The organism is Streptomyces sp. NPDC050759 (assembly GCF_044456945.1).
Taxonomy (GTDB): Bacteria; Actinomycetota; Actinomycetes; order Streptomycetales; family Streptomycetaceae; genus Streptomyces.
In genome coordinates this window covers 56,947-83,443 of record NZ_JBITGI010000031.1, presented here as the reverse complement: position 1 = coordinate 83,443, position 26,497 = coordinate 56,947, and the positions used below count along the sequence as shown (strand labels likewise).

The 26,497-nt window shown below is 70.5% G+C and carries 25 protein-coding genes, 2 tRNA genes and 1 riboswitch; of the genes, 10 read left to right on the top strand and 17 right to left on the bottom strand.

The window, feature by feature from the left end; genetic code table 11:
- Positions 1-107: 107 nt before the first annotated feature.
- On the bottom strand, positions 108-2,195 hold the full coding sequence (locus ACIBJB_RS46440; RefSeq protein WP_398940199.1) for an asparagine synthase-related protein: 2,088 nt from the start codon (positions 2,193-2,195) through the stop codon (positions 108-110).
- A gap of 683 nt (positions 2,196-2,878) precedes the next feature.
- Here ACIBJB_RS46440 and ACIBJB_RS46435 point away from each other — a divergent pair.
- The 3 genes from ACIBJB_RS46435 to ACIBJB_RS46425 all read left to right on the top strand — a co-directional run bounded on the left by ACIBJB_RS46435 (position 2,879) and on the right by ACIBJB_RS46425 (position 7,263).
- Positions 2,879-4,303: a hypothetical protein gene (locus ACIBJB_RS46435; protein WP_057609392.1), complete on the top strand. Its 1,425-nt coding sequence runs from the start codon at positions 2,879-2,881 to the stop codon at positions 4,301-4,303.
- Between the two features lie 82 nt (positions 4,304-4,385).
- Positions 4,386-5,606 carry an L-2-hydroxyglutarate oxidase gene (gene lhgO / locus ACIBJB_RS46430; protein WP_398940201.1) on the top strand — a complete coding sequence of 407 codons (1,221 nt, stop codon included), beginning with the start codon at positions 4,386-4,388 and terminating at the stop codon, positions 5,604-5,606.
- A gap of 454 nt (positions 5,607-6,060) precedes the next feature.
- Positions 6,061-7,263, top strand: a complete 1,203-nt coding sequence (locus tag ACIBJB_RS46425; protein WP_398940198.1) for an IS110 family transposase — start codon at positions 6,061-6,063, stop codon at positions 7,261-7,263.
- An 18-nt stretch (positions 7,264-7,281) separates the two neighbouring features.
- Here the strand turns inward: ACIBJB_RS46425 and ACIBJB_RS46420 are convergent, their stop codons facing one another.
- Positions 7,282-7,515: a hypothetical protein gene (locus ACIBJB_RS46420; RefSeq protein WP_398940197.1), complete on the bottom strand. Its 234-nt coding sequence runs from the start codon at positions 7,513-7,515 to the stop codon at positions 7,282-7,284.
- A 566-nt stretch (positions 7,516-8,081) separates the two neighbouring features.
- Here ACIBJB_RS46420 and trmB point away from each other — a divergent pair.
- Both trmB and ACIBJB_RS46410 read left to right on the top strand, forming a co-directional pair.
- Complete coding sequence (trmB, locus tag ACIBJB_RS46415; protein ID WP_398940196.1) at positions 8,082-8,954, top strand: tRNA (guanosine(46)-N7)-methyltransferase TrmB; 873 nt, start codon at positions 8,082-8,084, stop codon at positions 8,952-8,954.
- Positions 8,955-9,004: 50 nt separating this feature from the next.
- A complete protein-coding gene (locus ACIBJB_RS46410) occupies positions 9,005-10,366 on the top strand; it encodes a PrsW family intramembrane metalloprotease (protein ID WP_398940195.1) in 1,362 nt (453 codons plus the stop codon).
- 38 nt (positions 10,367-10,404) lie between these two features.
- Here the strand turns inward: ACIBJB_RS46410 and ACIBJB_RS46405 are convergent, their stop codons facing one another.
- The 3 genes from ACIBJB_RS46405 to ACIBJB_RS46395 form a co-directional block, all read right to left on the bottom strand.
- A complete protein-coding gene (locus tag ACIBJB_RS46405; protein ID WP_398940194.1) occupies positions 10,405-11,358 on the bottom strand; it encodes an aldo/keto reductase in 954 nt (317 codons plus the stop codon).
- Positions 11,359-11,422: 64 nt separating this feature from the next.
- Positions 11,423-12,448, bottom strand: a complete 1,026-nt coding sequence (locus ACIBJB_RS46400) for a M23 family metallopeptidase (protein WP_398940193.1) — start codon at positions 12,446-12,448, stop codon at positions 11,423-11,425.
- Positions 12,449-12,459: 11 nt separating this feature from the next.
- Positions 12,460-12,617: riboswitch (cyclic di-AMP (ydaO/yuaA leader) on the bottom strand.
- Between the two features lie 300 nt (positions 12,618-12,917).
- Positions 12,918-12,991, bottom strand: a tRNA-Met gene (locus ACIBJB_RS46395).
- Positions 12,992-13,127: 136 nt separating this feature from the next.
- Here ACIBJB_RS46395 and ACIBJB_RS46390 point away from each other — a divergent pair.
- On the top strand, positions 13,128-14,279 hold the full coding sequence (locus ACIBJB_RS46390) for a histidine kinase (protein ID WP_398940192.1): 1,152 nt from the start codon (positions 13,128-13,130) through the stop codon (positions 14,277-14,279).
- The gene (locus tag ACIBJB_RS46385; RefSeq protein ID WP_359390182.1) at positions 14,267-14,917 is read left to right on the top strand and encodes a response regulator transcription factor; all 651 of its coding nucleotides are present in this window, start codon (positions 14,267-14,269) and stop codon (positions 14,915-14,917) included. Before ACIBJB_RS46390 ends, ACIBJB_RS46385 begins: the two co-directional genes overlap by 13 nt.
- 3 nt (positions 14,918-14,920) lie before the next feature.
- On the opposite strand, the gene ribA is transcribed toward ACIBJB_RS46385, so the two are convergent.
- Positions 14,921-15,556 (bottom strand): GTP cyclohydrolase II, encoded by a 636-nt coding sequence (gene ribA / locus ACIBJB_RS46380; protein ID WP_398940191.1) that lies wholly within the window; start codon positions 15,554-15,556, stop codon positions 14,921-14,923.
- 124 nt (positions 15,557-15,680) lie between these two features.
- On the bottom strand, positions 15,681-16,190 hold the full coding sequence (locus ACIBJB_RS46375; protein ID WP_398940190.1) for a MarR family winged helix-turn-helix transcriptional regulator: 510 nt from the start codon (positions 16,188-16,190) through the stop codon (positions 15,681-15,683).
- Between the two features lie 69 nt (positions 16,191-16,259).
- Here ACIBJB_RS46375 and ACIBJB_RS46370 point away from each other — a divergent pair, with 69 nt between their 5' ends.
- A complete protein-coding gene (locus ACIBJB_RS46370; protein ID WP_398940189.1) occupies positions 16,260-17,387 on the top strand; it encodes a dihydrofolate reductase family protein in 1,128 nt (375 codons plus the stop codon).
- Positions 17,388-17,434: 47 nt separating this feature from the next.
- Here the strand turns inward: ACIBJB_RS46370 and ACIBJB_RS46365 are convergent, their stop codons facing one another.
- The 8 genes from ACIBJB_RS46365 to ACIBJB_RS46330 form a co-directional block, all read right to left on the bottom strand.
- Entirely contained in the window at positions 17,435-19,006 is a 1,572-nt protein-coding gene (locus ACIBJB_RS46365) for a hypothetical protein (RefSeq protein ID WP_398940188.1), read from the bottom strand.
- A 169-nt stretch (positions 19,007-19,175) separates the two neighbouring features.
- Positions 19,176-19,379 carry a cold-shock protein gene (locus ACIBJB_RS46360; protein WP_067022489.1) on the bottom strand — a complete coding sequence of 68 codons (204 nt, stop codon included), beginning with the start codon at positions 19,377-19,379 and terminating at the stop codon, positions 19,176-19,178.
- A gap of 185 nt (positions 19,380-19,564) precedes the next feature.
- Positions 19,565-19,873 (bottom strand): SCO5918 family protein, encoded by a 309-nt coding sequence (locus ACIBJB_RS46355; RefSeq protein WP_398940187.1) that lies wholly within the window; start codon positions 19,871-19,873, stop codon positions 19,565-19,567.
- A 73-nt stretch (positions 19,874-19,946) separates the two neighbouring features.
- Positions 19,947-20,252, bottom strand: coding sequence for a CBS domain-containing protein (locus tag ACIBJB_RS46350; RefSeq protein WP_398940186.1), 306 nt, complete (start codon positions 20,250-20,252; stop codon positions 19,947-19,949).
- A 65-nt stretch (positions 20,253-20,317) separates the two neighbouring features.
- On the bottom strand, positions 20,318-21,805 hold the full coding sequence (locus ACIBJB_RS46345) for a DEAD/DEAH box helicase (protein WP_398940185.1): 1,488 nt from the start codon (positions 21,803-21,805) through the stop codon (positions 20,318-20,320).
- Between the two features lie 269 nt (positions 21,806-22,074).
- Complete coding sequence (locus ACIBJB_RS46340; RefSeq protein WP_023586116.1) at positions 22,075-22,278, bottom strand: cold-shock protein; 204 nt, start codon at positions 22,276-22,278, stop codon at positions 22,075-22,077.
- 288 nt (positions 22,279-22,566) lie between these two features.
- A complete protein-coding gene (locus tag ACIBJB_RS46335; RefSeq protein WP_398940184.1) occupies positions 22,567-23,418 on the bottom strand; it encodes a helix-turn-helix domain-containing protein in 852 nt (283 codons plus the stop codon).
- 24 nt (positions 23,419-23,442) lie between these two features.
- Positions 23,443-23,661 (bottom strand): DUF6879 family protein, encoded by a 219-nt coding sequence (locus ACIBJB_RS46330; RefSeq protein ID WP_398940183.1) that lies wholly within the window; start codon positions 23,659-23,661, stop codon positions 23,443-23,445.
- Between ACIBJB_RS46330 and ACIBJB_RS46325 the strand changes: the two genes are divergently transcribed.
- Positions 23,633-24,301 (top strand): class I SAM-dependent methyltransferase, encoded by a 669-nt coding sequence (locus ACIBJB_RS46325; protein WP_398940182.1) that lies wholly within the window; start codon positions 23,633-23,635, stop codon positions 24,299-24,301. The two genes, ACIBJB_RS46330 and ACIBJB_RS46325, sit on opposite strands and share 29 nt — an antisense overlap.
- A gap of 107 nt (positions 24,302-24,408) precedes the next feature.
- Positions 24,409-24,639, top strand: coding sequence for a hypothetical protein (locus ACIBJB_RS46320; RefSeq protein WP_398940181.1), 231 nt, complete (start codon positions 24,409-24,411; stop codon positions 24,637-24,639).
- A 102-nt stretch (positions 24,640-24,741) separates the two neighbouring features.
- Here ACIBJB_RS46320 and ACIBJB_RS46315 read toward each other — a convergent pair.
- Both ACIBJB_RS46315 and ACIBJB_RS46310 read right to left on the bottom strand, forming a co-directional pair.
- Positions 24,742-24,814 (bottom strand) — tRNA-Lys (locus ACIBJB_RS46315).
- A gap of 98 nt (positions 24,815-24,912) precedes the next feature.
- Complete coding sequence (locus tag ACIBJB_RS46310; RefSeq protein ID WP_398940179.1) at positions 24,913-26,472, bottom strand: amino acid permease; 1,560 nt, start codon at positions 26,470-26,472, stop codon at positions 24,913-24,915.
- Positions 26,473-26,497: the final 25 nt, after the last annotated feature.

The following is a 26,497-nucleotide window of genomic DNA, read 5'->3' as shown; positions in this document are numbered from 1 at the left end:
GCTACACAAGCCCCCACCGGAGCCGCAACGGGCCGCCGCAGGCACCCAGGGGCGCGGGGAACTGCGCAAAAACGCCCGCCCCCACCGAACCCGCAGCCGAACAACGCTCAACCGCCGGAGGCACCCGCCCCCAACGCCCCCCGCTGCGGCCGAATCCCCGCCGGCACCGCACGCGCGCGTGCCGGGGTTCCCGTCCAGCACGTCCCCCGGCGGGCCAGCAGCCGGCCCAGCCACAGTTCCAGCGAGACCAGGTCCGCCAGCCCGTCCAACGGCAGCGGTTCGCCCTCCGCCGCCGCCCGGAGCGCCTTGCGGACCACCCGTGCCTCCACCAGACCCGCCTGCGCCAGCAACGGCGTGCCGAACAGGGACATCAGGGAGTCCGCCGCCACCCGCAGCCCCGTCCGGGTCGCCGCGGCGGAGGAGGCGTGGGACGGGGCACCCCAGCCGGGCGGAAGGTCGGAGACACCGGCGCCCTCCAGCACCGTACGGAGGATTTCCGCACGGGCCCCCGGCCGGACCCGCAGCGCCTCGGGAAGGGCACGACAGGCACGCACCACCTGGTTGTCCAGGAACGGCGCGTGCAGCCGCTGGGAGCGGATCTCCACGGCCTGCTCCAGCACGCGGAGGTCCGACGCGTGACGCGCGAGTGCCGCACGCGCGCGGAAATCGCCGGGATGCTGCCCGGGCCCTACCCCGGACCGATGCGTGGCCCCCTGCAGGCGAACCGATACTTCAGCCAGCGCCTCCCCCGTCAGCCACCGCGCCGCGGGCCCCGGTCTGGCCCAGGTGAGCGCGGCGAGAGACGCCCCCACCGCACCCCCGGGCTCGTCGAAACGCTGGTGCATGAGCCGGTCGGCCAACATCTCCAGACCGACCCGGTACGGCGTACGGGCCAGCCGCCGCGCGGCGCCGTACACGCGCGCGGGGACGAGCACGGAACCGTCCGCCTTGGCCAGGGCGGCCACCGGCCTGACCAGATGGCGCCGTTTGCGGTCCATCAGCAGGTCCGCGAGGCGCGCCGGATGCGCGTCCAGCACCTGCCGGGCCCCGTACCCCGTGAAGTGGTCGGCGCTGCCCGCGGCCAGCCGAGCGCGGTGCCGCGCGGCCGTCACCAGGCACGGCCCGGGTTCGTCCGTCAGCGGCCCGTCCAGTTCAGCGTAGGGAAGCGTTTCCTCACCGCCGGTCACCACCACATGGTGCAGCCGGGGATTCGCCGCGAGCGTCCCCGCCCGTTCCAGTTCGGCCTCCCGACCGCCCACGGCGAGGTCGTTGAAGGTGACCGCGAGCAGCCGCTCGCCGGCCCCGGTGCCGTGCCCCAGGACCGTCCCCGGCATGCCGGGCAGCCCGGCGGCCAGCAGGGCGAGCGTCCCCGACGCGGGCCCCCCGGACAGGTCGGCGCCGATCCCGGGAACCGGCATCCCGCGCGCGGCACGGCGTTCGGCGGGCCCCATGCCGGGCACGGGGCCGGGGTCGATGTCGGGCACATGCCGGGGCGCGGACAGCCGGGCGCGCACGGCTTCGATGAGCGCGTCCCGCACACCGTCGACCGCGCTGTCCGGGTCGGCGGAGGGCGCGGCGACCGCGAGGGAGGCGACCGGCTCGTAGCCGGCGATCTCGCGCGCGCCGTTGCGCAGGATCAGCGCGTGACCCGGCGGAATGCGCCGCACACCCTCATAGGGCGTGGAGTCGTGGAGCGCGGCCGGTACGTCGGGGGCGGCGAGCAGCGCGGCGAGGTGCCCGAAGTCGAGGTTGGCCTCGATGAGGTCGGCCAGGGGCAGGGCCGCGGTCGCGTAGGCCGTACCGCCGGCCCAGGGCGTGTAGAACACCGGCCGTACGCCCGCCAGATCGCCGCCCACGGTGATCCGGCGGCCCACCTGGACCACCGCCGTGTACGCCCCCGACCAGGCCGTCAGATGCCGAAGTGCCCCTCCGCGCGCGGCGAGCAGTCCGACCCGCAGCTGTTCGTCGGAGGCCCCGCAGGTGCCGAGGACCGCGATCCGGGTCTGCGCGTCGACCGTGACCACGCGCACCTCGTCGGGGCGCCAGTCGCCGACCGCCCACAGCGGATCCGGGTCACCCCACAACAGGTGGGAACCCACCGGGTGCACGGTCTCGCCGTCGCTTCCGGTCGCCCCCGCCGCCCCGATCCCGGAGACGCCCGCGGCGGTGCTGCTCCATCCCACCAACCACCGCATCGACGCCTCCACAGGCTGTGGACAACCAGTGCACCGTACGAACCGGTCACCATGCTGCCATGAAGGAAGCGTGCCGGAGGGCCGGTGGAGTCGCTTGAGATGCGGGGAACGCGCCCCTGTGAACACCCGCGTACGCCTGCGAACACCCACGCGAGGCAAGGGGCGTACGACGCGAATGCGCCCCCGATACGCTCCCCCAAAACGCCTAACGCGCCCTCAACTGCCATGGTAGGAGGGCTGATAGCCCGCGAAGACGAGGGTCTTTTTTCAGCCAAATCGGCGTCATGAGGACAGGCTCGCGCACGCTCCGTACACAGTCCGCGCGCCGCACGACAGGCGCGCAGCCCGGGAGACGCCACTTCGCCCCCCGGGCCCGTCCGCCGCCCGCGGGGATGTAGGCGGCGGTGTCCCCCAGCCCACTGGATCCAGTACAGCGGGCCGACCCACGCATCATCCATGGAAGCGCTCCCCCATTGGCCGGAGAAGAGCGCACGGACAGGCGCACGGCCACACAACGGGAGCACGACACAACTGCGCGTATCGGACCCGTACTTCAGTACGGACCACAATCCCGCCATCCGGAACAATGCCTCTTAACGCTTGGGATGCGGCGAACTACGCTGGGTTTACGAATGCCGCATGGTTATGCCAGCGCGGCAGCCGTCTGTGTCGAGGGGTGGCGCATGTCCAGGGAGCAACGCGGGCCGAACGAAAAACTCGGCACCGTTCTCGCCCTCGCGGGAATCAGCAACGCAGGACTCGCGCGTCGCGTCAACGATCTTGGCGCTCAACGCGGGTTGACTCTTCGCTACGACAAGACGTCGGTGGCGCGCTGGGTGTCGAAGGGAATGGTGCCGCAAGGTGCGGCGCCGCATCTCATCGCCGCCGCCATCGGCCAGAAGCTCGGCCGCCCGGTGCCGCTCCACGAGATCGGCCTGGCGGACGCGGATCCCGCGCCGGAGGTGGGCCTCGCCTTCCCCAGGGACGTCGGACAGGCCGTCAGGTCGGCCACGGAGCTCTACCGTCTCGACCTCGCCGGCCGCCGGTCGGGCGCGGGCGGCATCTGGCAGTCCCTCGCCGGTTCGTTCGCAGTGAGCGCATACGCAACGCCCGCCTCACGGTGGCTGATAACTCCGGCCGACAGCTCGGTCGCGCGCGAGGTGAACCACTCCGAGGACTCCGGCGCACCGCTCAAAGTCGGCCACAGCGACGTGCAGAAGCTGCGGGAGGCCGCCGAGGACGCCAGGCGCTGGGACTCCAAGTACGGAGGCGGCGACTGGCGTTCGTCCATGGTGCCGGAGTGTCTGCGGGTGGAGGCGGCGCCGCTGCTGCTCGGTTCGTACTCCGACGAGGTGGGCCGGGCCCTGTTCGGGGCCTCCGCCGAACTCACCCGTCTCGCGGGCTGGATGGCCTTCGACACGGGCCAGCAGGAGGCGGCGCAGCGGTACTACATCCAGGCACTGCGGCTGGCCCGGGCCGCCGCCGACGTACCGCTCGGCGGGTATGTGCTGGCGTCGATGTCGTTGCAGGCGACCTACCGGGGCTTCGGCGACGAGGGCGTCGATCTCGCGCAGGCCGCGCTGGAGCGCAACCGGGGTCTGGCGACCGCCCGCACCATGAGTTTCTTCCGGCTCGTCGAGGCGCGGGCACACGCGCGTGCGGGTGACGCCGCCGCGGCCGGGGCGGCGCTCAAGGCGGCCGAGGGGTGGCTGGAGCGGTCCCGGGACGGGGACAACGATCCGTCGTGGCTCGGGTTCTACTCGTACGACCGGTTCGCCGCCGACGCGGCCGAGTGCTACCGGGACCTGAAGGCACCGCGTCAGGTGCGACGGTTCACGGAGCAGGCGCTGTCGAAACCGACGGAGGAGTTCGTACGGTCGCACGGGCTCCGCCTCGTCGTCTCGGCGGTCGCCGAGCTCGAGTCGGGCAATCTCGACGCGGCGTGCGAGCAGGGCGTGCGGGCGGTGGAGGTCGCGGGGCGGATCTCCTCGGCCCGTACCACCGAGTACGTGAAGGATCTGCTTCATCGGCTGGAGCCGTACGGTGATGAACCGCGGGTGGTGGAGCTCCGGGAACGAGCCCGGCCGCTGCTGATGGCTCCGGCCTGAGCTGTCTGAGCTCCGGAGACCGTCACCGTCCCCCGCGTTTGAAGTGACTGTCAGTGGTGCAGTGCACTATCGGGTGTGGGAGGTGGTGCAGGTGTCGACGGGGATCGCTTACGACTGTGACGTGCTCGTGGTCGGTGGGGGCATTGTCGGGTTGTCCACGGCGTATGCGATCACGCGCAGCGCGCCCGGTACCCGGGTCGTCGTGCTGGAGAAGGAGGCCGGGCCCGCTCGGCATCAGACCGGGCGCAACAGCGGGGTGATCCACAGCGGGATCTACTACCGGCCCGGGTCGCTCAAGGCGCGGTACGCGGCGCGGGGCGCCGCCGAGATGGTCAAGTTCTGCGCGGAGTACGGCATCGCTCACGCCGTCACCGGCAAGCTGATCGTCGCCACCGAGCGCAGCGAGCTGCCGCGGCTGCACGGACTGGTGCAGCGCGGCCGGGAGAACGGCATTCCGGTGCGCGAGCTGGGCGCCGCCCAGATCGCGGAGTACGAACCCGAGGTCGAGGGGCTCGCCGCCATACACGTCGGGACGACCGGCGTGTGCGACTTCGTCGGGGTCGCGCGGCAGCTGGCCGAGGCGTCGGGCGCGGACATCCGGTACGGCGCCGAGGTACGGCGGATCGACCGGCGGCCGGAGCTCGGGGTCGCCGTGCTGACGGGCGCCGGGGACGTCGTACGGGCGCGGGTGCTGGTGAACTGCGCCGGGCTGCACTGCGACGAGGTGGCCCGGCTGACCGGGGACGAGCCGGGGATGCGGATCGTGCCGTTCCGGGGGGAGTACTACTCGCTGGCGCGGCCCGAGCTGGTGCGGGGACTGGTGTATCCGGTGCCGGATCCGGCGTTTCCCTTCCTCGGGGTGCATCTCACGCGCGGGATCGACGGGGGCGTGCACGTCGGGCCCAACGCGGTGCCGGCGCTGGCCCGGGAGGGGTACGACTGGGGGACCGTACGGCCCCGGGAGCTGGCGGCGACGCTGGCCTGGCCGGGGTCGTGGCAGATAGCTCGGCGGCACTGGCGGTACGGCACGGGGGAGCTGCGGCGCTCGGTGTCGCGGAGGGCGTTCACCGCGGCTGTGCGCAGGCTGCTGCCTGCCGTCACGGCTGATGATCTGGTGCCTTCGGCGGCCGGGGTGCGGGCACAGGCGGTGCTGCGGGACGGCACGCTGGTGGACGACTTCCTGATCCGCGAGGGAGCTCGGGCGGTGCATGTGCTGAACGCGCCCTCGCCCGCGGCGACGGCTTCCCTGCCGATCGGGCGGGAGGTGGCCCGACGGGCGCTGGAAACGCTGCGCTCGGCGTGACGGATGCGGGCGCCGCCACCCGTCCGCGGGTGCCGCCACCGTCCCCGACGACCCGGACGCGGCTGCCCCCCGCACGCGACCGAGGCGGCCCGACCGACGCTGGAAACGCTGCACTCGGCGTGACGGATGCGGGCGCCACCACCCGTCCGCAGGCGCCGCCAACCGTCCGCAGGCGCCGCCACCGTCCCCGACGACCCGGACGCGGCTGCCCCCCCCGTTACCGTTTTCGCGGCTCCGCAATGGGGTCTCCGGCCTTCGGGTCCGGCATGACTTCCCCCCCTTGTTGTTGATGATCCGGGGGGTGGTGTCACCGGGTCCGGAGGCATCGACGGACCGCTGATGAGGGGCTTGAGCACCGGCTTCACCCGGGCCGGAAGAGCTCTCCGTAACGTGGATGTGGCAGCTCGGTGCCCTGGCAAGGCCGGACGAAAAGCGTGACCGGAGGGGCCTGCACGTGATCGACACCGGCGACATCGACGTCTTCCTCGGCCTGGACGTCGGCAAGGGCGAACACCATGCCACCGCCGTCACCCCGGCTGGGAAGAAAGCCTTCGACAAGCGGCTGCCCAACACCGAACCCAAACTCCGCGAGCTCTTCGCGAAACTCCAGGCCAAGCACGGAACGGTGCTGGTCGTGGTTGACCAGCCGGCCTCGATCGGCGCTCTGCCGCTGGCGGTTGCGCGGGACATGGGCTGCCCCATCGCCTACCTGCCCGGGCTGACGATGCGCCGGATCGCCGACCTCTACCCGGGCGAGGCCAAGACGGACGCGCGGGACGCGTTCATCATCGCGGACGCGGCCCGGGCGATGCCTCACACGTTGCGGGCCATCGACGGCGAGGACGAGACGATCGCCGAGCTGGAGATGGTCGTCGGCTTCGACGACGACCTGGCCGGCGAGGCCACCCGCGTCGCGAACCGGCTGCACGGCCTGTTGACCCAGATCCATCCCTCGCTGGAGCGGGTGCTGGGGCCGCGGTTGCAACACCCGGCCGTCCTGGCCCTGCTGGAGCGGTTCGGCTCTCCGTCCCAGATCCGCAAGGCAGGACGACGGCGCCTCGTCACGTTGTTACGGCCGAAGGCGCCGAGGATGGCCGAGCGGCTGGTCGAGGAGATCTTTGCTGCCCTGGACGAGCAGACCGTCACTGTTCCGGGCACCGAGGCGGCCGCTTTGATCGTCCCGAGTCTGGCCGGCTCGCTGACCGCCGTGCTTGACCAGCGCAAGCTGCTGGCCGGGCGGATCGAGGAACTGCTGGAGGCCCACCCTCTTTCGAAGGTCCTGACGTCCATGCCGGGCATCGGCGTCAGGACCGGAGCCCGCATCCTGATCGAGGTCGGCGACGGCAGCACCTTCCCGACCGCCGGCCACCTCGCCGCCTATGCGGGCCTCGCCCCGGCGACCCGGAGCTCAGGCTCCTCGATCCGCGGCGAACAGCCCTCCCGGAGGGGAAACAAACAGCTCAAACGGGCCTTCTTCCTCTCCGCGTTCGCTGCCCTGGGCGACCCGGCATCGCGGACCTACTACGACAAGAAGATCAGCCAGGGCAAGCACCACACCCAGGCCCTGCTCTGCCTCGCCAGACGACGAGCCGACGTCCTCTTCGCGATGCTCCGCGACGGCACCTTCTACGAACCCCAACCCGCCGCAGCCAGCTGAGGAGTTCAGGCCGCTCGATCAGTCCTCCGGCCGAAGCCTCTGACGAGCCGCCTCAAGCCGCTCGTCATAGTTGGATGCGAACAGCTCAGGAAGCGCCTTGTCGAGCGTTCCGGCGATCCTATGGATCGGCGCCCAGACCGCCGGATCGTCGACAACCTGGCTGAGGTCCGTCATCTGGAGCTTCTCCAGCCCGTGCGACAACACCAGCGCCTCGTCACTCGTGAGCTTGATCGTGACCTGGCCATCACTCATGCCCACCCCTACAGCTCAGTCCGCCCTCGACCACACGAACCTACTGGCCTTCGACCTTGACCAAACACATAGGGGCACCCCCCCCGCACGCGACCGAGGCGGCCCGACGGGCACTGGAAACGCTGCGCTCAGCGTGACGGATGCGGGTGCCACCACCCGTCCGCAGGTGCCGCCAGTCCGCAGGCGCCGCCTCCGGCCCTTACGACCCGGACGCAGCTGCCCCGGACCGGCCACCCGGACCGGCTACCCGGACGCGACGGGCCCGGACGCGGCTGCCCCCGACACAGCCCGCCCGGACTGGCTGCCCGGCCGCGGCCACCCGGACGTGACCGGCCCGGACGTAACGACTCAGACGCCCCGCCCCGGACGTGACAGCCCAGAAGCCAAGACGACGGCCCGCCGCATGGCCGCCGGCACCGGCACCGACACCGCCAGCGCGGGCGACTCCACGCAGCCGGTCACCGACGCCCTCGGCGCCGACCGGGTCCTGCCCCGCCCCGGACGTGACGGCCGGAACATCCCAGGGCGGCGTTCATCCCAGAGGTCACCGTAAAATCGACCCCACTGTGTCTGACTCCCTCAACGCCCCCGAAGCCCCCCGGTCCCGGCCCGCCGCCGCCGGCGAGTCCGCTCTGCACGCCCCCGGTGTCCCCGTTCGGCACACCCGGGCCAAAGGGGAGCCGCGGTTTCCCGACGGTCCCAGTGCCGATCCCGCGGGATCGCACTTCGAGCGGCGGATCCGGAGTTTTCAGCCGCGCCGGAGCCGGGTGACGGCGGGGCAGGCGGACGCGTTGCAGCGGCTGTGGCCCACGTGGGGCCTCGACATCGACGGACAGCGCACGATCGACCTCGGTGAGATGTTCGGGAACGACCACCCGGTCGTGCTGGAGATCGGCTTCGGGATGGGTGAGGCCACCGCGCAGATGGCCGCCGCGGAGCCGGGGATCAACATCCTCGCCGTCGATGTGCACACCCCTGGGCAGGGGAACCTGCTCAATCTCGCCGAGCAGCAGAAGCTGTCCAACATCAGGGTCGGCAACGGCGACGCCATCATCCTGCTGCGCGAGATGCTCACCGAGGACTCGCTCGACGGGCTGCGCGTCTACTTCCCGGACCCCTGGCCCAAGAAGCGGCACCACAAGCGGCGCCTGATCCAGCCGGAGTTCCTGGACCTGGCCGCGACGCGGCTGCGGCCGGGGGCGCTGGTGCACTGCGCGACCGACTGGGAACCGTACGCCGAACAGATGCTCGACGTGCTCACCGCGCACCCCGACTTCGAGAACACACAGGCCGACGGCGGTTTCGCGTCACGTCCCGACTTCCGGCCGCTGACTCGTTTCGAGGGGCAGGGACTGGACAAAGGACATGTCGTGAACGACCTGCTGTTCCGCCGCGTACAGCACGGCGACCGACCCGACCGGCCCCCCACCGGCGCCTGATCACCCGCCCCGCCTGCGGGCGGCGCCTCTGTCTCGTTAAGGTCGATGCTGTGGCCACCTGTCCCCCGTATCCGACGCACCCCGGTGACCCCACCGGTGGCGCCGCGCTGCGGCATGCGCACTGGTGGCAGCGGTGGGGACACCTCCTCCGGGGGAGGCTGCGCTACGGCGCCCTGATCACGCTCCTCGCGCTGTCCGGGCTCGTCATCCTCGCCCTGGTCCGTCAACAGACCGGTACCGAGGGGTTCCTGGTCGGCCTGGGGCTCGCCGTCCTGCCCGTACCGCTGCTCATAGCCGCGTTCCGCTGGCTCGACCGGGTCGAACCGGGGCCCTGGCGCAATCTGCTGTTCGCCTTCGCGTGGGGCGCCTGCGCGGCGGCGCTGATAGCGATCATCGCCAACAGCTTCGCGACGAAGTGGATAGCGACGGCGACCGCCGACCCGTCCGGCGCCGACACCCTCGGCGCGACCGTGATAGCGCCGATCGTCGAGGAGTCGGCCAAGGCCGCCGCCGTGCTGCTCGTCTTCCTGTTCCGCAGACGGGACTTCACCGGAATCGTCGACGGTGTGGTGATAGCGGGGGTCACCGCCACCGGCTTCGCCTTCACCGAGAACATCCTCTACCTCGGCACCGCCTTCGGCACCGACCAGCTCAACGGCCACGGCGGCATCGCCTCCGTCACCGCCGCGACCTTCTTCGTGCGCGTCGTGATGTCGCCGTTCGCGCACCCCCTGTTCACCGTCCTGACCGGCATCGGCTTCGGCATCTCCGCGCTCTCGGCCGAACGCCAGCACGTGCGACGGGTGCTCGTCCCACTGTCCGGGCTGCTGCTCGCGATGGGCATGCACGCGACGTGGAACGGCTCGTCGACGTTCGGGGAGTTCGGATTCTTCGCGGTGTACGCGATGTTCATGGTGCCGGCGTTCGCGCTGCTGACCTGGCTGGTCATCTGGACGCGGCAGCGGGAGCTGAAGACCGTGCGCGAGGAACTGCCCGCGTACGCCGTCGCCGGGTGGCTGGCGCCGACCGAGCCGTATGTGCTGGGCTCGATGCGGGCGCGACGGGTGGCGCGGGAGTACGCACGGCGCCAGTTCGGCGGGCGGGCCGCGGCACGGGCCGTCTCGCAGTACGAGGCGTACGCGACGTCCTTGGCGTTCCTCCGGCGCCGGGGGCGGCTCGGGCGGGCGAACGCCGACTTCGTCGTACGGGAGCGGGAGTTGCTGCACGAGCTGTGGCGACGGCGGGACGTCGCGCGGCCGGCGCTGGACCATGCGGCCCGGATGACGGCGCCGCCGGTACCGGTGGCCGCGCCGCCCTGGCCGGTGTACGGGGTGTACGGCCATCCGCCGCACCCGGTCCAGCCGCCCCACCCGGCGGTGCCGTACCCCGCGTACAACCCGTACCGGACGTAGGGCTGCTCAGAGCCCGGTCGGCACCTGCCGCCCGGGAGTCAGGCCGACGCCTCCGTCAGGCGCGCCGCCTCCTCCTCCGTCAGCTCCAGCTCCGCCACCCCCAGCAGCGCCGGCAGCTGTTCCACCGTACGCGCGGAAGCGATCGGGGCCGCGACCGTCGGCCGGGACGCCAGCCAGGCGAGGGCGACCGTGGCGACCGGGACGCCGTGGGACTCGGCGATGTCGTCCAGGGCCGCGAGGACCTTCCGGCCGCGTTCGGTCTCCAGGTGCTTGCCGGCGCCCGCCGCGGCCCGCGGGCTGTCGACGGTCGTGCCGGGGCGGTACTTGCCGGTGAGGAACCCGGAGGCGAGGGCGTAGTACGGGACGGCGGCGAGACCCTCGCGCGCGGCCACCGCCTGCAGCTCGCCCTCGTAGGTGTCACGGGAGACCAGGTTGTAGTGAGGCTGCAGGGCGACATAGCGTGCCAGGCCCTCGCGGTCCGAGAAGGCCAGGGACTCCGCGAGGCGCGCGGCGGAGATGTTGGAGGCACCGATCGCCCGCACCTTGCCCGCCTTCACCAGCTCGTCCAGCGCGCCGATGATCTCCTCGACCGGCACCTCGGTCTTGTCGAAGTGGGTGTAGTACAGGTCGATGTGGTCGGTGCCCAGGCGCTGCAGCGAGGCGTCGGCGGCGGCCTTGATGTTGGTGGCGGTCAGGCCGGGGAAGTCGGGGTGCTGGCTGACCTTCGTAGCGATGACCACGTCGTCGCGGGTGCCCCGGGCCGCCAGCCACTTGCCGATGACGCTCTCGGACTCACCGCCGGAGTTGCCGTCGACCCAGGCCGAGTAGGAGTCGGCCGTGTCGACGAAGTTGCCGCCCGCGGCGACATAGGCGTCGAGGACGGCGAAGGACTGGGCCTCGTCGGCCGTCCAGCCGAACACGTTGCCACCGAGGGAGAGCGGGAAGACCTCGAGGTCGGAGGAGCCGAGCTTGCGAAGCGGAGAAGTAGTCATGTCCTACGTCAACGCAAGCCCCGGACGCCCGTCTTCCACAACGGCCGCAAAATCGCCGTAAACCTCAGGGGTTGAGACCCTTGCCGCGCAGCCACGCCATCGGGTCGATCCCGTCGGCCGAGCCGCCCGGGTGGACCTCCAGGTGGAGGTGCGCGCCGGTCACGTTGCCCGTGGCGCCCACGCGGCCGATGACGTCACCGGTGCCGACCTTCTGGCCGACGCTGACGCTGATCGAGGACTGGTGGCAGAACCACAGCTCGGTGCCGTCGTCGAGGGTCAGGATCGTACGGTAGCCGTAGGAGCCGGACCAGCCGGCCTCCGTGATGGTGCCGCTGTGGATGGCCTTGATCGGCGTGCCCGTGGGCGCGGCGAAGTCGAGGCCCGTGTGATAGCCGGAGGACCACAGGGAGCCGGCCTGACCGAAGGTGCCCGTGATGGTGTACGACGAGGTCGGCAGCGTGTACTGCTTGGCGAGCTCGGCCAGGCGCTCGGCCTCGGCCTTCTTCGCGGCCTCCTCCTCCGCCTTCTTCTTCGCGGCGGCGGCCTTCTCCTGAGCGTCCTTCTCCGCCTTGGCGGCGGCCGCGTCGGCCTCCTTCTCGGCGGCGGCCGCGACGGCCTGGGCGGCCTTGGTGTCGATCTGGCCCTGCTGCACCTCGGCCTGGGCCAGGATGCGCGAGCGCAGCGCCTCACCGGCGTCCGAGGTGCCCTTGGCGGTGTCGGCGGTGGTGGCGCCGACGCTGCTGAAGGCGCTCGTGTCGTCCGCGGCGGAGTCGGAGTCGTCCGAGATGAGCGAACCCACGGAGGGCAGGTCGGGGATGGAGAGGGAGACCGGCGGCTTGCCGGTGTTGGCGCTGGCCATCCCGCCGGCGCTGACGGCGGCTATGACACCGACGCCCAGAACGGTGGAGCTACGGGCGAATCCTCCGCCACGCTGCTTGGCGACGCGGTGCCGGCCTCGTACGGGGGCGAGGGACTCCGCGGTCGGGTTCCACTCGCCGAGCGGGGCCTCGTCGTCGGCGCGGTAGCCGTCGTACACGAGGGTGTCGCTCGGAACGTACGGCGCCTCGGGGGCAGGCGGGTTGGACGCCACGTGGGCGCGCTCCTTTCCTTCCTTCTCGCCTACCGGGTTAGCTGACGGGTTCGGAGCAGGAAGGTCTCCTACGCGCGTATACCGGCCGTGCTGCCACGGCGGACTACGAGCGATTCACCCCAAGTTGGTGGTTCCCCGGTTTCCTTGCGGAATTCGGCGCGTGAGCACGGAGCCGTCTCTTGTGACGGCTGGGACGACCGCGCTGCGTTATCGAACGTTAATAGACCCGGGGGCCCGATTCCAAGCCGTTCCGCTTGATCATTAACGAAATCCCGCAGGACTTACGGCCCATGAACGGTGAAAAACGGGCGAGTTGACCTCGCCTCAGCCAACCCACAGGTTTTGACTGCCTGTCAGTGGTTAAGCGGAGGGCGCTCACCCGCTCACCCCACGTCACGAGCAGCGGCCCGACCCGGGGAAACACTCAGGGCCGGAGTCCAGTAACTGGACTCCGGCCCTGAGCCGTGAGTAGCGGGGACAGGATTTGAACCTGCGACCTCTGGGTTATGAGCCCAGCGAGCTACCGAGCTGCTCCACCCCGCGTCGTTGTGTGACCAGCATACGTCATCCGCGGCGTGGTTCGCGCCAGGGTTGTTTCCGTGCGGATCGACGACGGGAGGCCGTAGTGGTGTAGCGGGCTACACCGTGCTCCCGGGCCCGATCATCTAGCGTGAGCCGCATGGGGAAGTCGGTGCAGCGTGCGGCGATGGCGACCGTGCACCTCGTGGTGGCCGCGGCGATGTGCTTCGGCGTGTACATCTTCATCACCGTGCTGCTGATCGCCGCCATCGGGACGGTCGCCGTGGTCGGCTGCTGGCTGCTGCCCGAGGCCGTGCTGCTGATACGGCGGATCGCCGGCGCCAAGCGCAACCTGACCGCCCTGTGGACGGGCAGGGAGATCCCCGAGGCGTACACGCCGATGACCGGCACGCTCCGCGAGCGGCTGAGGATCTCCGTGCGGGACCCGGGCACGCTCAGGGACCTCCGCTGGATGGTCGCCTACTACCTCTACGGCGCCCTCCTCGCCCTCGCCCTCCCGCTGTGGCCCCTCGGCCTGGTGGTCGACGGTGTGCGGGCCGGGATCCTGCGCCGCGGCCCGGTCGTCCTGCCGCTGATCGTGAAGCTCGCGGACACCGAGGCCCGTTGGTCGACCGCGCTGCTCATGCCCTCCCCGAAGGCCAGGCTGGCCCGGCGGGTCGAGGAGCTGAAGGAGACCCGGGCCGACGCCATCGCCGCACACGAGGCCGAACTGCGCCGCATCGAGCGGGACCTGCACGACGGCGCCCAGGCCAACCTCGTGGCCCTCTCGATGCGGATCGGACTCGCCAAGCGGGCCTACGACCGTGACCCCGCCGCCGCCCGCAGACTGCTGGACGACGCCCAGGACCAGGCCGAACAGGCGCTGACGGAACTGCGGCAGGTGGTGCGCGGCATCCATCCGCCGATCCTCACCGACCGGGGTCTCGTCGGCGCGGTGCGGGCCCTGGCGTCGAGCAGCGGGCTCACGGTCGGCGTCGAGGACGGCGGTCTGGAGGCGGGCACCCGGGCGCCCGCGGCGGTGGAGGCCGCGGCCTACTTCGTGGTCGCCGAGTCCCTCACCAATGTCGCCAAGTACAGCGGGGTCGACCATGCCGAGGTCCGGCTCGCCCGCACCCGGCGCGGCCTGACCGTGCGGGTGCGGGACGAGGGCCGGGGCGGCGCCGACGAGTCCGCGGGTTCGGGGCTGCTCGGGATGCGGCGCAGGGTCGCCGCGCTCGACGGGACCTTCGAAGTGACCAGCCCCGCCGGGGGCCCGACCGTGATCGATGTGGAGCTGCCGTGCGTGTGGTGATCGCCGAGGACAACGCCCTCCTGAGGGAGGGGCTCGTCCTCCTGCTGACGTCCTCCGGGCACGAGGTGGTGGCCGTCGTCGGCACCGGTCCGGAGATCCTGCCCGCTGTGCTGGAGCACCGGCCGGACGTGGCGGTGCTCGACGTGCGCATGCCGCCCGGCTTCCGCGACGAGGGGCTGCGGGCCGCCCTCGAGGCGCGCGAGCGGATCCCCGGGCTCCCGGTGCTGGTGCTCTCGCAGTACGTCGAGGAGTCGTACGCCGCCGAACTGCTGGGCGGTGGCAGCAGCGGGGTCGGCTACCTCCTGAAGGACCGGGTCGGCCGGGTCGACGAGTTCCTCGACGCGCTGGAGCGGGTCGCGGCCGGCGGCACCGCGCTCGACCCCGAGGTCGTCACCGAACTCCTCACCCGCCGCCGCGACACCCCCCTCGACTCCCTCACCCCGCGCGAGCGCGAGGTGCTGAAGCTGATGGCCGAGGGCCACGACAACACCACCATCGCGAAGACCCTCGTCGTCACCGAGCGCTCGGTCAGCAAGCACATCGGCAACGTCTTCCTCAAGCTGGGCCTGCCGCCGAGCGACAGCGGCCATCGGCGGGTGCTGGCGGTACTGGCCTATCTGGCGCACACGCCCAAGTGACGCTCATCCGACGCCGAGCTCGGTCAACTCCCCCAGCGGCAGCGTGTGCTGGGTCTGCAGGACCTTGGCGCGCAGGTACCGGACGTTGTGGGCGGTGGTGAAGACGCCGGTGGGGACGCGGTCGCGGACGTCGATGCCGAGGTCGCGCAACTGGCCCGCCTTGTCCGGGTTGTTGGAGAGCAGGTCGAGCTCTTCGATCCCCAGGGCCCGCAGCATCTGTGCGGCCGCCGTGTAGTCGCGGGCGTCCTCGGGCAGGCCCAGCGCGGTGTTCGCGGCGTAGGTGTCGAGGCCCTGGTCCTGAAGGGCGTACGCGTCGAGCTTGTTGTAGAGGCCGATGCCGCGGCCCTCCTGGCGGAGGTAGAGCAGGACGCCGCCGCGCTCGGCGATGCGCTCGACCGCCTCGCGCAGCTGCGGGCCGCAGTCGCAGCGGGCGGAGCCGAAGACGTCGCCGGTGAGGCACTCGGAGTGCAGGCGCACCAGGGGGGCGGGTCCCGGGTCGCCGAGGACGACGGCGAGGTGCTCCTGGCCGTCGGTCAGGCCGTGGAAGGTGACGAGCTCGGCGTCTACGCGGTAGCCGTCCCCGAAGCGCAGCGGGACGCGGACGCGGGAGCGCTGGGTGGCGGCGGGCAGGTCGGGCATGCGGGTACTCCGGTTCGTAGGCATACCTGCTTCAGTTTTGAAGCAGTTCTACTGATCCGAGACACTACCCCATGCTTTAAATTTGAAGCAATGGATTTATGGCGCTCGTCACGCGGGGCGTTCCTTACGAGCAGGACGGGGACGAGCGTCGGCGCCAGGGGACCTCCTCGGAGCCGCCGCCTTCACCCAGAAGCCCTTCAGTCACGCTCGTGAAGATCTCCTCCAGCTGCCCCACCTGCTCGGGGGTGAGCCGGTCGAAGAGCGCGGCGCGGACCGTCTCCACATGCCCGGGCGCCGCCCGTTCCAGCACCGTCATACCCTCGTCCGTGAGGACCGCGACGCTGCCGCGCTTGTCCCACTCGCAGCTCTCGCGCCGCACCAGCCCGTCCTTCTCCAGCCGGGCGACGGCGTACGTCAGCCGGGGCCGGGTGATCTTCAGCCCCTCGGCGAGCTCGGTCATCCGCAGCCGTCGCTCCGGCGCCTCGGAGAGGGTGGCCAGGATGGAGTAGTACACGTGCGGCATACCGGCCTCCTGTTGGAGCTGCCGGTCGATGGTGTCCTCCAGGAGGAACGCGGCCGCGATGTACGCGCGCCAGGCGCGTTGCTCGTCGGGGCTGAGCCAGCGGGTCGTCATGCCCCCAGTGTAGGTTTGCTTCAAACTTTAACCAAGCCCCGCCATCCGTATGCGAGAGGGACAGCCCCGATGCCCCATCCCTACGTCCTCCTCTCCGCCGCGGTATCCCTCGACGGATACCTCGACGACACCGGCCCCGACCGGCTCCTCCTGTCCAGCCCGGCCGACTTCGACCGCGTCGACGAGGTCCGCGCCTCCGTGGACGCGATCCTCATCGGCGCGGGCACGATCCGCGCCGACAACCCCCGCCTGCTGGTGAACTCCGAGGCACGCCGCGCGGCCCGGGTCGCCGCCGGAAAGCCGCCATTCCCCCTGAAGGTCACGGTCAGCGGCTCGGGCGACCTGGACCCGTCCGCGAACTTCTGGCACACGGGCGGCGAGAAGCTTCTCTGTACGACGGACAAGGGCGCGGAGCGGGCCGGCGCCCTCGGTCTCGCGGCCGACGTGGTCTCTCTCGGTCCCGAACTGGACTGGCACCGTCTGCTGGAACACCTGCACGAGGAGCGCGGGGTGGACCGCCTGATGGTGGAGGGCGGCGGCCGGGTCCACACCCAGCTCCTCCAGCAGGGCCTGGCGGACGAACTGCAGCTGGTCCTCGCCCCCCTCTTCGTGGGCACCCCGGACGCCCCCCGCCTCTTCGGCCCGGGCACCTACCAGGCAGGCCGCCTCCGCCTCGTGGAGTCCCGCCGGATCGAGGACGTGGTCCTCATGCGCTACGAACCCACCGCCCCCGGCACCGGCCTGCACCCGTCCCCCGCGGACCGCCACTGGCTCTCCCTGGCCTGCGAGCTGGCGCCCCTGTGCCCGCCCTCACAGACGGCGTTCAGCGTGGGCGCGGTGGTGGTGGCCGCCGACGGCACGGAGCTGGCCCGCGGCCACTCCAGGGAGGCCGGCGATCCGGTGGTCCACGCCGAGGAGGCGGCCCTGGCGAAGATCGATCCGGCCGACCCCCGCCTGGCCACGGCCACCGTGTACACGAGCCTGGAACCCTGTACCCGGCGGGCGTCCCGCCCCCTCCCCTGCGCCCGGCTGATCCTGGACGCGGGAGTACGCCGGGTGGTGACGGCGTGGCGGGAGCCGGACACGTTCGTGGCGGGGGCCGACGGGACGGGGTTGCTCACGGGGGCGGGCGTGGACGTGGTGGTGCTGGGCGAGTACGAGGGCCGCGCGAAGGCGCCCAACCGCCACCTGCTGTGAACCGGCGTCGACCGAAATTTTGAGTCGCCCCGGACCCCCGGCCGGTCTCAGCCGATGGCGTACGCCCGGTACACCGTCTCCACCGAACGGTCCCCGGCGGCGTCGGTCACCTCGGAGCGCAGGGCGACCGCACCGGACGCCGGGTTGTGGACGGACGCCTGCCAGGCCGAGCCGGAGTGCTTGACGGTCGCGGCCCTCCAGGTCTTGCCGCCGTCGGCGGACGACCAGACCCGCACGGACTTGGCGGTCACCGCGGTGAACCTCAGATCCGGGCCCTGGGAACCGCGTCCGGCACTCACGTCGACCGTGGTGGTGCTGTTCGCCGCGGCCTGGTTGTGGCTGTTGAGCCCGGTGGGCAGAAAGCGGGTCATGAAGACCGGCGCGACCATCGCCTTGTTCGGGTCGGCCTTGAAGTGCCAGTCGAGGGTGACGCGCGACGACAGCATGCCGGCGGGGAAGGTGATGCCGGGACGGTAGCGATGGGCGTCGACGGTCAGGTCGTACCAGCCGACCGAGTGGATGCCGGCGGAGAACTCGGCGTCGCCGGTACCCCAGTTGGTCAGGGTCTGCTTCTTCACGGTGGTGCTTCCCTTGGACAGGACCACCGTCTCCTTCGTCGGGTCGGCCCCGTTGACACCGACGTCGGGGTCGCCGATCAGGGCGTCCGGGATGAAGGTGACGGACTTGTTCCTGATCACCGGCAGGTAGTGCATCGGGCTCCACGCGGCCCGCCCGAACGACTGGGTGAAGCTCTGTCCCGCCGTCAGCGTCCTGATCTTCGGGAAACCGCCGCCGACGTCGTCGCCGTTGCTAGCGATGAGGTCGTCGCGCGGCTGCCAGGTCCCGGGGGTCACATGGACGGTGGCGCTGTACGGCGCGTTGTCCTCGCGGACCTCGGCCATCAGGTCGGTCGTGCAGTCGTCGGTCCTGGGCATCGCCTGGAGCGCGGTGTCGTTCTGCCGGGCCATCTGCGTGCCGCTGCGCACCGAGAAGCGCATCGTGGCCAGGTTCGCCCGCTTGAACGAACCGCCCGGCGCGGCCGGGATGCCCGTGGTGTTCTTCACGGCGACGTAGCTGTCGTTGCCCGACCACTGCGCCAGGTACCCGAACTGCAGCAGCTTGGAGGAGTTCGGGATGGCGTAGAGGGATCCCTGGTAGTTCCAGCCGCCCGAACTGAAGGCGGAGGGCATGTTACTGACGGTGGCCGCGCAGACCTGCGCGCTGATCCGCGGCAGGCCGGTCACGTCGGCGGGCGTGTCGAGGGACACCTTGACGGCCTTGCCCTTGCGCGCGTCGAGCGTCACGGAGGTACTCCCCGACACCTGCACGACCTGCGCGCCGATGGTGTCGGTGCCAAGACCGTCCGTGGCCTGCTCCCAGATGTCGGTCATCGCGAGGTAGCGGCCCACCGGCAGGCTGATCCGCTTGCCCGACGTGACGCGGTACGTCTGTCCGGACGGCACGGCGACGACGGTGACGGTCGTCGAGACCTTGGCGCCGTGCCGCCCCAGCGTGGTGACGGCCAGTGAGCCCGACGCGGCCTGCGCGGACACGGCGGAAGCGAGCAGCGGTACCAGCGCGGCCACCCCGACGAAAGCGAGCGATCTCCGTCGCACCATCTTCAACTCCCCCTCAAAACCCCCAAGGCGGGCCAAGACTAGGCACGCCACGGACATGGCGGATCAAAGCGAGGAGACACGTCTGATCAAGCTGTGGCCAAGAAACGTCAACACAAAACGCCGGGGCCGCACGGCGTGCGCCGCGCGGCCCCGAACGTCACGTGAAAGATCACGCAGTGGTGATGTTCTCCGCCTGCGGGCCCTTCTGGCCCTGGACGACGTCGAACGTCACGGCCTGGCCCTCCTGGAGCTCACGGAAGCCCGAGGAGTTGATCGCGGAGTAGTGCGCGAAGACGTCCGGACCGCCGCCGTCCTGGGCGATGAAGCCGAAGCCCTTCTCCGCGTTGAACCACTTCACAGTTCCCGAAGCCATAGTCATGCCTTCCAGTCGATGAAACGCCCTCCCCCTGTGGGGAAGACGGAGGTGATCGCCCTGGTCCCTGCGGCACAGCACAGCAAAGCGCCCACACCAAAGGCGTGGGCAAGGGGAACTCCGAACCACGACAGCTGGCACAGACGCTACCGGTCCGCACCCGCCGCCACCATAGGAAACGTCAGTCAGACGGAGAACGGGGTGCCGAGCAGTGCGGAAGCCCGCTCCAACGGGCTTTCGCTGGGCGCCGGCGCGGCCGCGGGAAGGGCGCGGCAGGTGAAGCCGAGCTGGGCCATGGCCCGGAGGACCTCACCGGCACTGAAATCGCGGCGGTCCTGACGGGTGATGACCTGGCCGACCTGCTTGAGGGGGTAGTGGCGTCGTCCGATGATCACGGACTCGCCGGTGACCGGTTCGGGTTTGACACCCTTCATCGATTCCAGAACGCCGCTCTTGGTCAGGTCGAACGGGAAGCGGGCGATGACGCAGCGCATGATGCCTCACAGGGAGAAGGGGAGACGGGTCCGGGACAGCCGTGCAGCGGTTCAGCGGCTCAGTGCTCAGTGCTCAGTGAAAGAGGGAGAGGGCGAGGAGCCCGTTGCCGTCGGTGACGTCACGCAGGCGGATTCGGTCCGTGTAGCCGAGGCCGTCGCGAACGGAGGTGAGCTGGGCCCGGGTGACCAGGCCGATGCGCTGGCCGTCCTCGTCACAGACGACCAGACGGCCCGTACGGGCGGCCGCCATCACGGACAGGGCCACCTCGACGGTCATGTCCCCCCAGACCCGTGGGCCGGCCACGTCCCTGGTGTCGGCCGGCGTGCCGTGCCCGGGGTGGGCGTACACGGGGCGGGTCTGCGTCTGGAGCAGCGTCAAAGGGTGCCTCCTGCGAAGATGGGCCGGCTTCCTGATCACTCTTGATCACTTCTGATCACGAAGGGCTATGCCGCCGCTACGACGGCGGACTGCCGTACGGACACGCGGCGGGCCGCCGAGGCGGGACGGCGTCGACCGCGCGAGGTGGCGCCACGCTTCTTGGGGCGTTCGACCACCGGTGCGGTGATGACAACCGGGACACCGGAAGGCGCCTGGGCCCCGGTGATGCGGTGCAGGGCCTCGTCACCGACGCGGACCTGGGTGGTCACCGGGACGATGCCGGCCGCCACCATCAGCCGGGTCATCTCGCGGCGCTGGTTCGGGGTGACCAGCGTGACGACGCTGCCGGACTCGCCGGCCCGGGCCGTACGGCCGCCGCGGTGCAGGTAGTCCTTGTGGTCCGTGGGCGGGTCGACGTTGACGACGAGGTCGAGGTTGTCGACGTGGATGCCACGCGCCGCGACGTTGGTCGCCACCAGCACGTTGACGTGCCCGGACTTGAACTGCGTCAGCGTGCGGGTGCGCTGCGGCTGGGACTTGCCGCCGTGCAGCGCCGCGGCCCGTACCCCGCTGTTCAGGAGGTGCTCGGTGAGGCGGTCGACGGCGTGCTTGGTGTCGAGGAACATGATCACGCGGCCGTCGCGGGCGGCGATCTCGGTGGTGGCCGTGTGCTTGTCGGCGCCGTGGACATGCAGCACGTGGTGCTCCATCGTGGTGACTGCGCCCGCCGAGGGATCGACGGAGTGCACGACGGGGTCACTGAGGTAACGGCGCACGAGCAGGTCGACGTTGCGGTCGAGGGTGGCGGAGAACAGCATGCGCTGGCCCTCGGGGCGTACCTGGTCGAGCAGCGCGGTGACCTGCGGCATGAAGCCCATGTCGGCCATCTGGTCCGCCTCGTCCAGGACGGTGATGGTGACCTGGTCCAGCCTGCAGTCGCCGCGGTCGATGAGGTCCTTGAGGCGTCCCGGGGTGGCCACGACGACCTCGGCGCCCCCACGCAGCGCGCTGACCTGCCGACCGATCGACATCCCGCCCACGACCGTGGCGAGCCGCAGCTTCACGGAACGGGCGTACGGGGTGAGTGCGTCGGTGACCTGCTGCGCCAGCTCACGCGTCGGTACGAGGATCAGCCCGAGCGGCTGCCTGGCCTCGGCGCGCCGACCGGCCGTACGGGCCAGCAGCGCAAGGCCGAAGGCGAGGGTCTTTCCGGAGCCGGTGCGGCCACGGCCGAGGACGTCACGGCCGACCAGGGAGTTCGGCAGGGTCGCCGCCTGGATCGGGAACGGTACGGTCACGCCCTGCGCGCCGAGCGCGGCCAGCAGTTCCCCGGGCATGTCGAGATCGGCGAAGCCCTCCACGGCGGGAAGCGCGGGGGTGACGGACTCGGGGAGGGCGAACTCCCCCTGTACGGCGGCGGGTCGGCGGCCCTGGCCACCGGAACGGCGCGGGGCCGGCGAACCGAACCGGCTGCCACCCCTTCCGGCCCTTCCGGCGTCGGCACTGCCGTTACGGGTGCGGGCGAAGCGGTCGTTCGTACGTGTGCGGTTCATGCGGAACCTTCCTCGATGCGGCACATATCAAGGAATTCCCGCAGCGATGAGCAGCACGGTGAATTGCAAGAAGGGCCGGTGGAACGGGCAGCGAATCTGGCCGACGGAAAATGCGTACGGGCACAGGTGCTGAAAGGAGTGGACGCGGCGCGGACGCGATATTTATCGCTGTCTATCGCTGTTTATCGCTGCGGGAAACGCCGGAAATGCGAGCAGCTGGGGCCCGCACCCCGAAGGATGCGGGCCCCAGCTGCAAGTACGCGTAAGCGTCAGGCGGGAACGATGTTCTCGGCCGTCGGGCCCTTCTGGCCCTGCGCGATGTCGAAGGTCACCTTCTGACCCTCGAGCAGCTCACGGAAGCCTTGGGCGGCGATGTTCGAGTAGTGGGCGAACACGTCAGCGCCGCCACCGTCCTGCTCGATGAAGCCGAAGCCCTTTTCCGCGTTGAACCACTTAACAGTACCGGCAGCCATGTCATATCTCCTTGGGGGAATCGCGGTGATTAACCCGTCGGAAAATGAACCTACCGGCAACCACACCTGCAACTGAGATCGACAGTAGCACGCCGCAGCGGCCTGTGTGCGGTAAGAAGTCCCACTCTGCCTTTTACGTCAAAGAACCTGTCCGCGTGTTCGCTTGAAATCTCACCTCACGGGCACAGCTATTGAATAATTCAGAACGCAACGTCTTGACGGAGACGGGCCCCCGACGGCCGACCCGCTCCCGTACAGCCCCGCGGGGCCGCTTTCGTGTGTCCGGGGTCAGTGCAGGGCATCGATGGCGCGAAGGATCAGGCTGCGGGCGTCGCTGCCGTACACGGCCATGGCCCGCAGTCGGTCGAACGTCTCCAGGTACTGGGTAACTTCGCCGGGGTGGGTCAGGCTCACCTCGGCGGACACGAGTTCGACGGACACAAGCCGGTCGTCGTAGATGTGGAAGGTCTCCTCCGGCCAGTGCGTGCGCCGGATCGTCATGGGGATGATGCCGAGGGACACCGCGGGCAGTGCGCCGGCGGTGAGGAGGTAGCCGAGCTGCGCGGCCATCGCGTCCGGGTCGGCGATCTGGCAGTACAGGACCGGCTCTTCGATGACCACGACGAAGCGGTGGCCCTGCTCATGGACTATGCGGGAGCGCTCGACGCGGGCGCGCGCGGCCTGTGCGCTGTCGTCGACGTCCACGCCGTGGACGCTCGCGGCGATCCCGAGAACGGCGAGCGCGTACCCCTCGGTCTGGAGGAGACCGGGGACGAGGCCGGCGGAGTACATGCGGTGGGACTCCGTCGTGCGGAAGACCTGCACCCGGCTTTCCTGGAGGTGCCGCAGACCGGAACGGACCTGGTCGCGCCATTGCCGGTACATCGACTCGGCGTTGACGGACTGGACGATGAGGTCCTGTGCCTGGTCGTCGGCGTGGGTGGCGGCGCACCATCGGCGGATGTCGGTTGCCGATGGACCGGTGAGGGCGTTCTCGATGCGGGAGGTCTTCGAGTAGTGCCAGCCACAAGCGGCAGCCAGTTGCACGACCGTCAGGCCGGCTTCCTTGCGGAGGTCACGCAGCCGGTGGGCGACGGCTTCACGTGCGGCCTGGGCAGAGGAGGACGGTGAGGAAGGCATGGGCTGGCAGCTGGTGCTTTCTGGTCAGCGGATGTCGTACTGGTCGGGGGGGATCGCGCGGTCCCAGACGGCAGTGAACGCCTCCGAGCACAGCTTGGCGGCGGCGGGGTCGTCTGACGTCTCGTGGCCGACCATGGCGCCGTTGCCGGAGAAGTAGGACACTCCAGCCGTCCGGTCTCGTGCCGGGCGGCTGGCCCTAGGAGCGGAGCAGGCAGTGACAGACGCGGCGGTCGCCTGGGACACCTACGCACGACAGAGGCCCGAGCGCCGGCGAATGAACGCCCGCGGCGAGACGACTTGGTTCAACTGGACCCAGTACGAAGACCACGGCCCTGGCGCCGAACTCCTCGAGCTTCCAGGCGGCGGCCGGGTCTTGGATCTCGGCTGCGGCAAGGGCGGCAACGCCGCGCACTTGGCCGCCCTCGGCATGCGCGCCGTAGGTGTCGACTTCTCGCCCAGGCAGCTGGGCTCGGCGCGCGAGCGGTCGGGGCAGATGTCGGGACTGGAACTGCTCCGCGCGGAGGCGGTCCGTTTCCTGCAGGAGGACCTGGACGGCTTCGATGCCGTGTATTCGGTGTACGGCGCCGCCTGGTTCACCGACCCGGCGCTGCTGCTGCCTGCCGTCCGTGAGCGGCTGCGCCCGGTTGGCCGGTTCGTCTTCTCCCAGCGGCCCCCGGTCGAGGGTTGCTACGGCTGCCAGGCGTCGTACATTCCGCGCGGTCCCGACGAGGACCCGCTCGTCGTGAAGCGCTGGGACTACGAGCCGGAGGTGTGGGAGCAGCTGCTCGACCGGTACGGCTACACGGACGTGCGCACGCAGGTGCTGGCCGCGCCGCCCGGCCCGCGCACGGTGGGCACACTCATCGTCCAGGCCGGCACCTGACAGCTGCAGTGGCCCTGGCCGGCTGATTCCGTCGCCGACCGGGGCCGCTCCATGTGCACGTTTAATGGAGGCGCTCGACCCCGCGCCCTTCTGTTCTCCTAGGGCACATGAATACGTATAAGGCGCGAATCACGCAATTCTGGAATGACCTACCCCTCTCGGCGAAGCAGGCGCTTCGCGGCCTCAACCTCCGAGAGGGCGGCATACTGCCCGAGGAGTTCGTCCCCGGCCTCGAAGCGCACGGGATTCACCCAGTCAAGTGGGCTGGCGGCCTGGGCCACGTCGCGCCCGGAGAACTAGTCGAGCTCCTGGACGAGCAGGACGGCAAGAACCCATGATCGTCTGCACTTCGGGCGAGCAATGGGCGAGCTAACGATCAGCGAGCTCCCCAAAACGCAGCGAGCCCCAGCTCAGAAGTGGTCTGAACTGGGGCTTCGGGGTAGGCCCTGTGGGACTCGAACCCACAACCAATGGATTAAAAGTCCACTGCTCTGCCAATTGAGCTAAGGGCCCAGGCGATGTTGCCTCCCCGAGCATAGCGGGACGTGGCCGTGTCTCCGATCGGGTATCGGGGACACGGCCGTGTCGGGGCGGCGGAACGGGGTGGAAGGTCAGGGATCGACCGGTTCGGGGGCGTTCGCGCGGGCCGCCTCGCGGGCCCTGGTGCGTTCGTGGTCGGGGTTCAGGAACCAGTGGCGGGCCGAGGCCACCCACCAGGTCCAGGCGAAGCCGAGGACGACCAGGACGGCGATCGGGGCGTAGTTGAAGGTCTCCCAGGTGACCGGGGAGACCTGCGGGAGCATGAAGAGGATCGTGATGACGACGACCCACGCCACCGAGACCACGCCGATCGCACGTGACCAGCGGCCCAGGTGCCACGGTCCGCGGTCGAAGGCGTCACCCTTGCGCAGCCGCAGCAACGTCGGGATGACGTAGGCGATGTAGAGGCCGATCACCGCGACGGACGTCACCGCCGCGTAGGCCGTGTAGTTGATCAGGTATGGCAGCCCGAGCAGCAGTGCCCCCGCCGCCGCCAGCCACACCGCCGCCACCGGGGTCCGGGTGCGGGGGCTCACCGTGTGCCACAGATGCGAGAACGGCAGCGCGCCGTCGCGTGAGAAGGCGTAGATCATGCGGCTGTTGGCGGTCACCGAGGCCATCCCGCAGAACAGCTGGGCGCCGATGACGACCAGCAGGAGCAGCTTGCCCGCCGTCGCGCCCAGGGCGTCCAGGAGGATCTGGGCCGGCGGTGCCCCCGTCGGCGACGAAAGTGCGCCGTCGTAGGACTGGATCGCGAACGTGAAGCCCAGGAGCAGGACGAAGCCCGCTATCCACGAGGTCCAGATCGACTGGACGATGCCCTTCGGGCCGGCCGTCGACGCGTCGTGGGTCTCCTCGGTCATGTGGGCCGAGGCGTCGTAGCCGGTGAAGGTGTACTGGGCCATCAGGAGGCCGAGCAGGACGACGTAGAAGCCGCTGCCCCAGCCCGTGTTGTTGACGAACTCGCCGAAGACGAAGGACGCCGACTGGTGGTGGTCCGGGGCGAAGGTGAGGGCTCCGACGATCACCGCCACGCCGACCACGTGCCACCACACGCTCACGCTGTTCAGCAGGGCCACGATCCGTACGCCGAAGGTGTTCAGCAGGCCGTGCAGGATCAGGATCGCGGCGAACAGCAGCACGGTCCGGCCGGGCGTCACCTCGAAGTCGAACTGCAGGTTCAGATAGGCCCCGAGGAAGGACGCGGCGCCGAAGTCGATGCCCGCCGTCACCGCCACCTGGCCGAGCACGTTGAACCAGCCCGTGAACCACGCCCAGGCGGCCGCGGTCCGGGGCGGCGCCAGGCGGTGGGCCCAGAAGTACAGGCCCGCGGACGTCGGGTACGCCGAACAGATCTCGGCCATCGACAGGCCGACGAACAGGGTCATCAGGCCTACAGCGACCCAGCCCCAGGTGATCACGGCCGGACCGCCCGTGTTCATGCCGAAGAGGTAGAGAGTCAGGCAGCCCGACAGGACCGAGATGATCGTGAAGGAGACCGCGTAGTTGGAGAACGCCGACATGCGGCGGGCCAGGACCTGCGTGTAGCCGAGCTGGGCAAGCCGTTCTTCGTCGGAAAGGCCCGATTCGGAAGGGCCTTTCTGCCCGCTCGCTATGGCGTCATCTGTCATGCCCCCAGCGATTCCCTCACCAGGG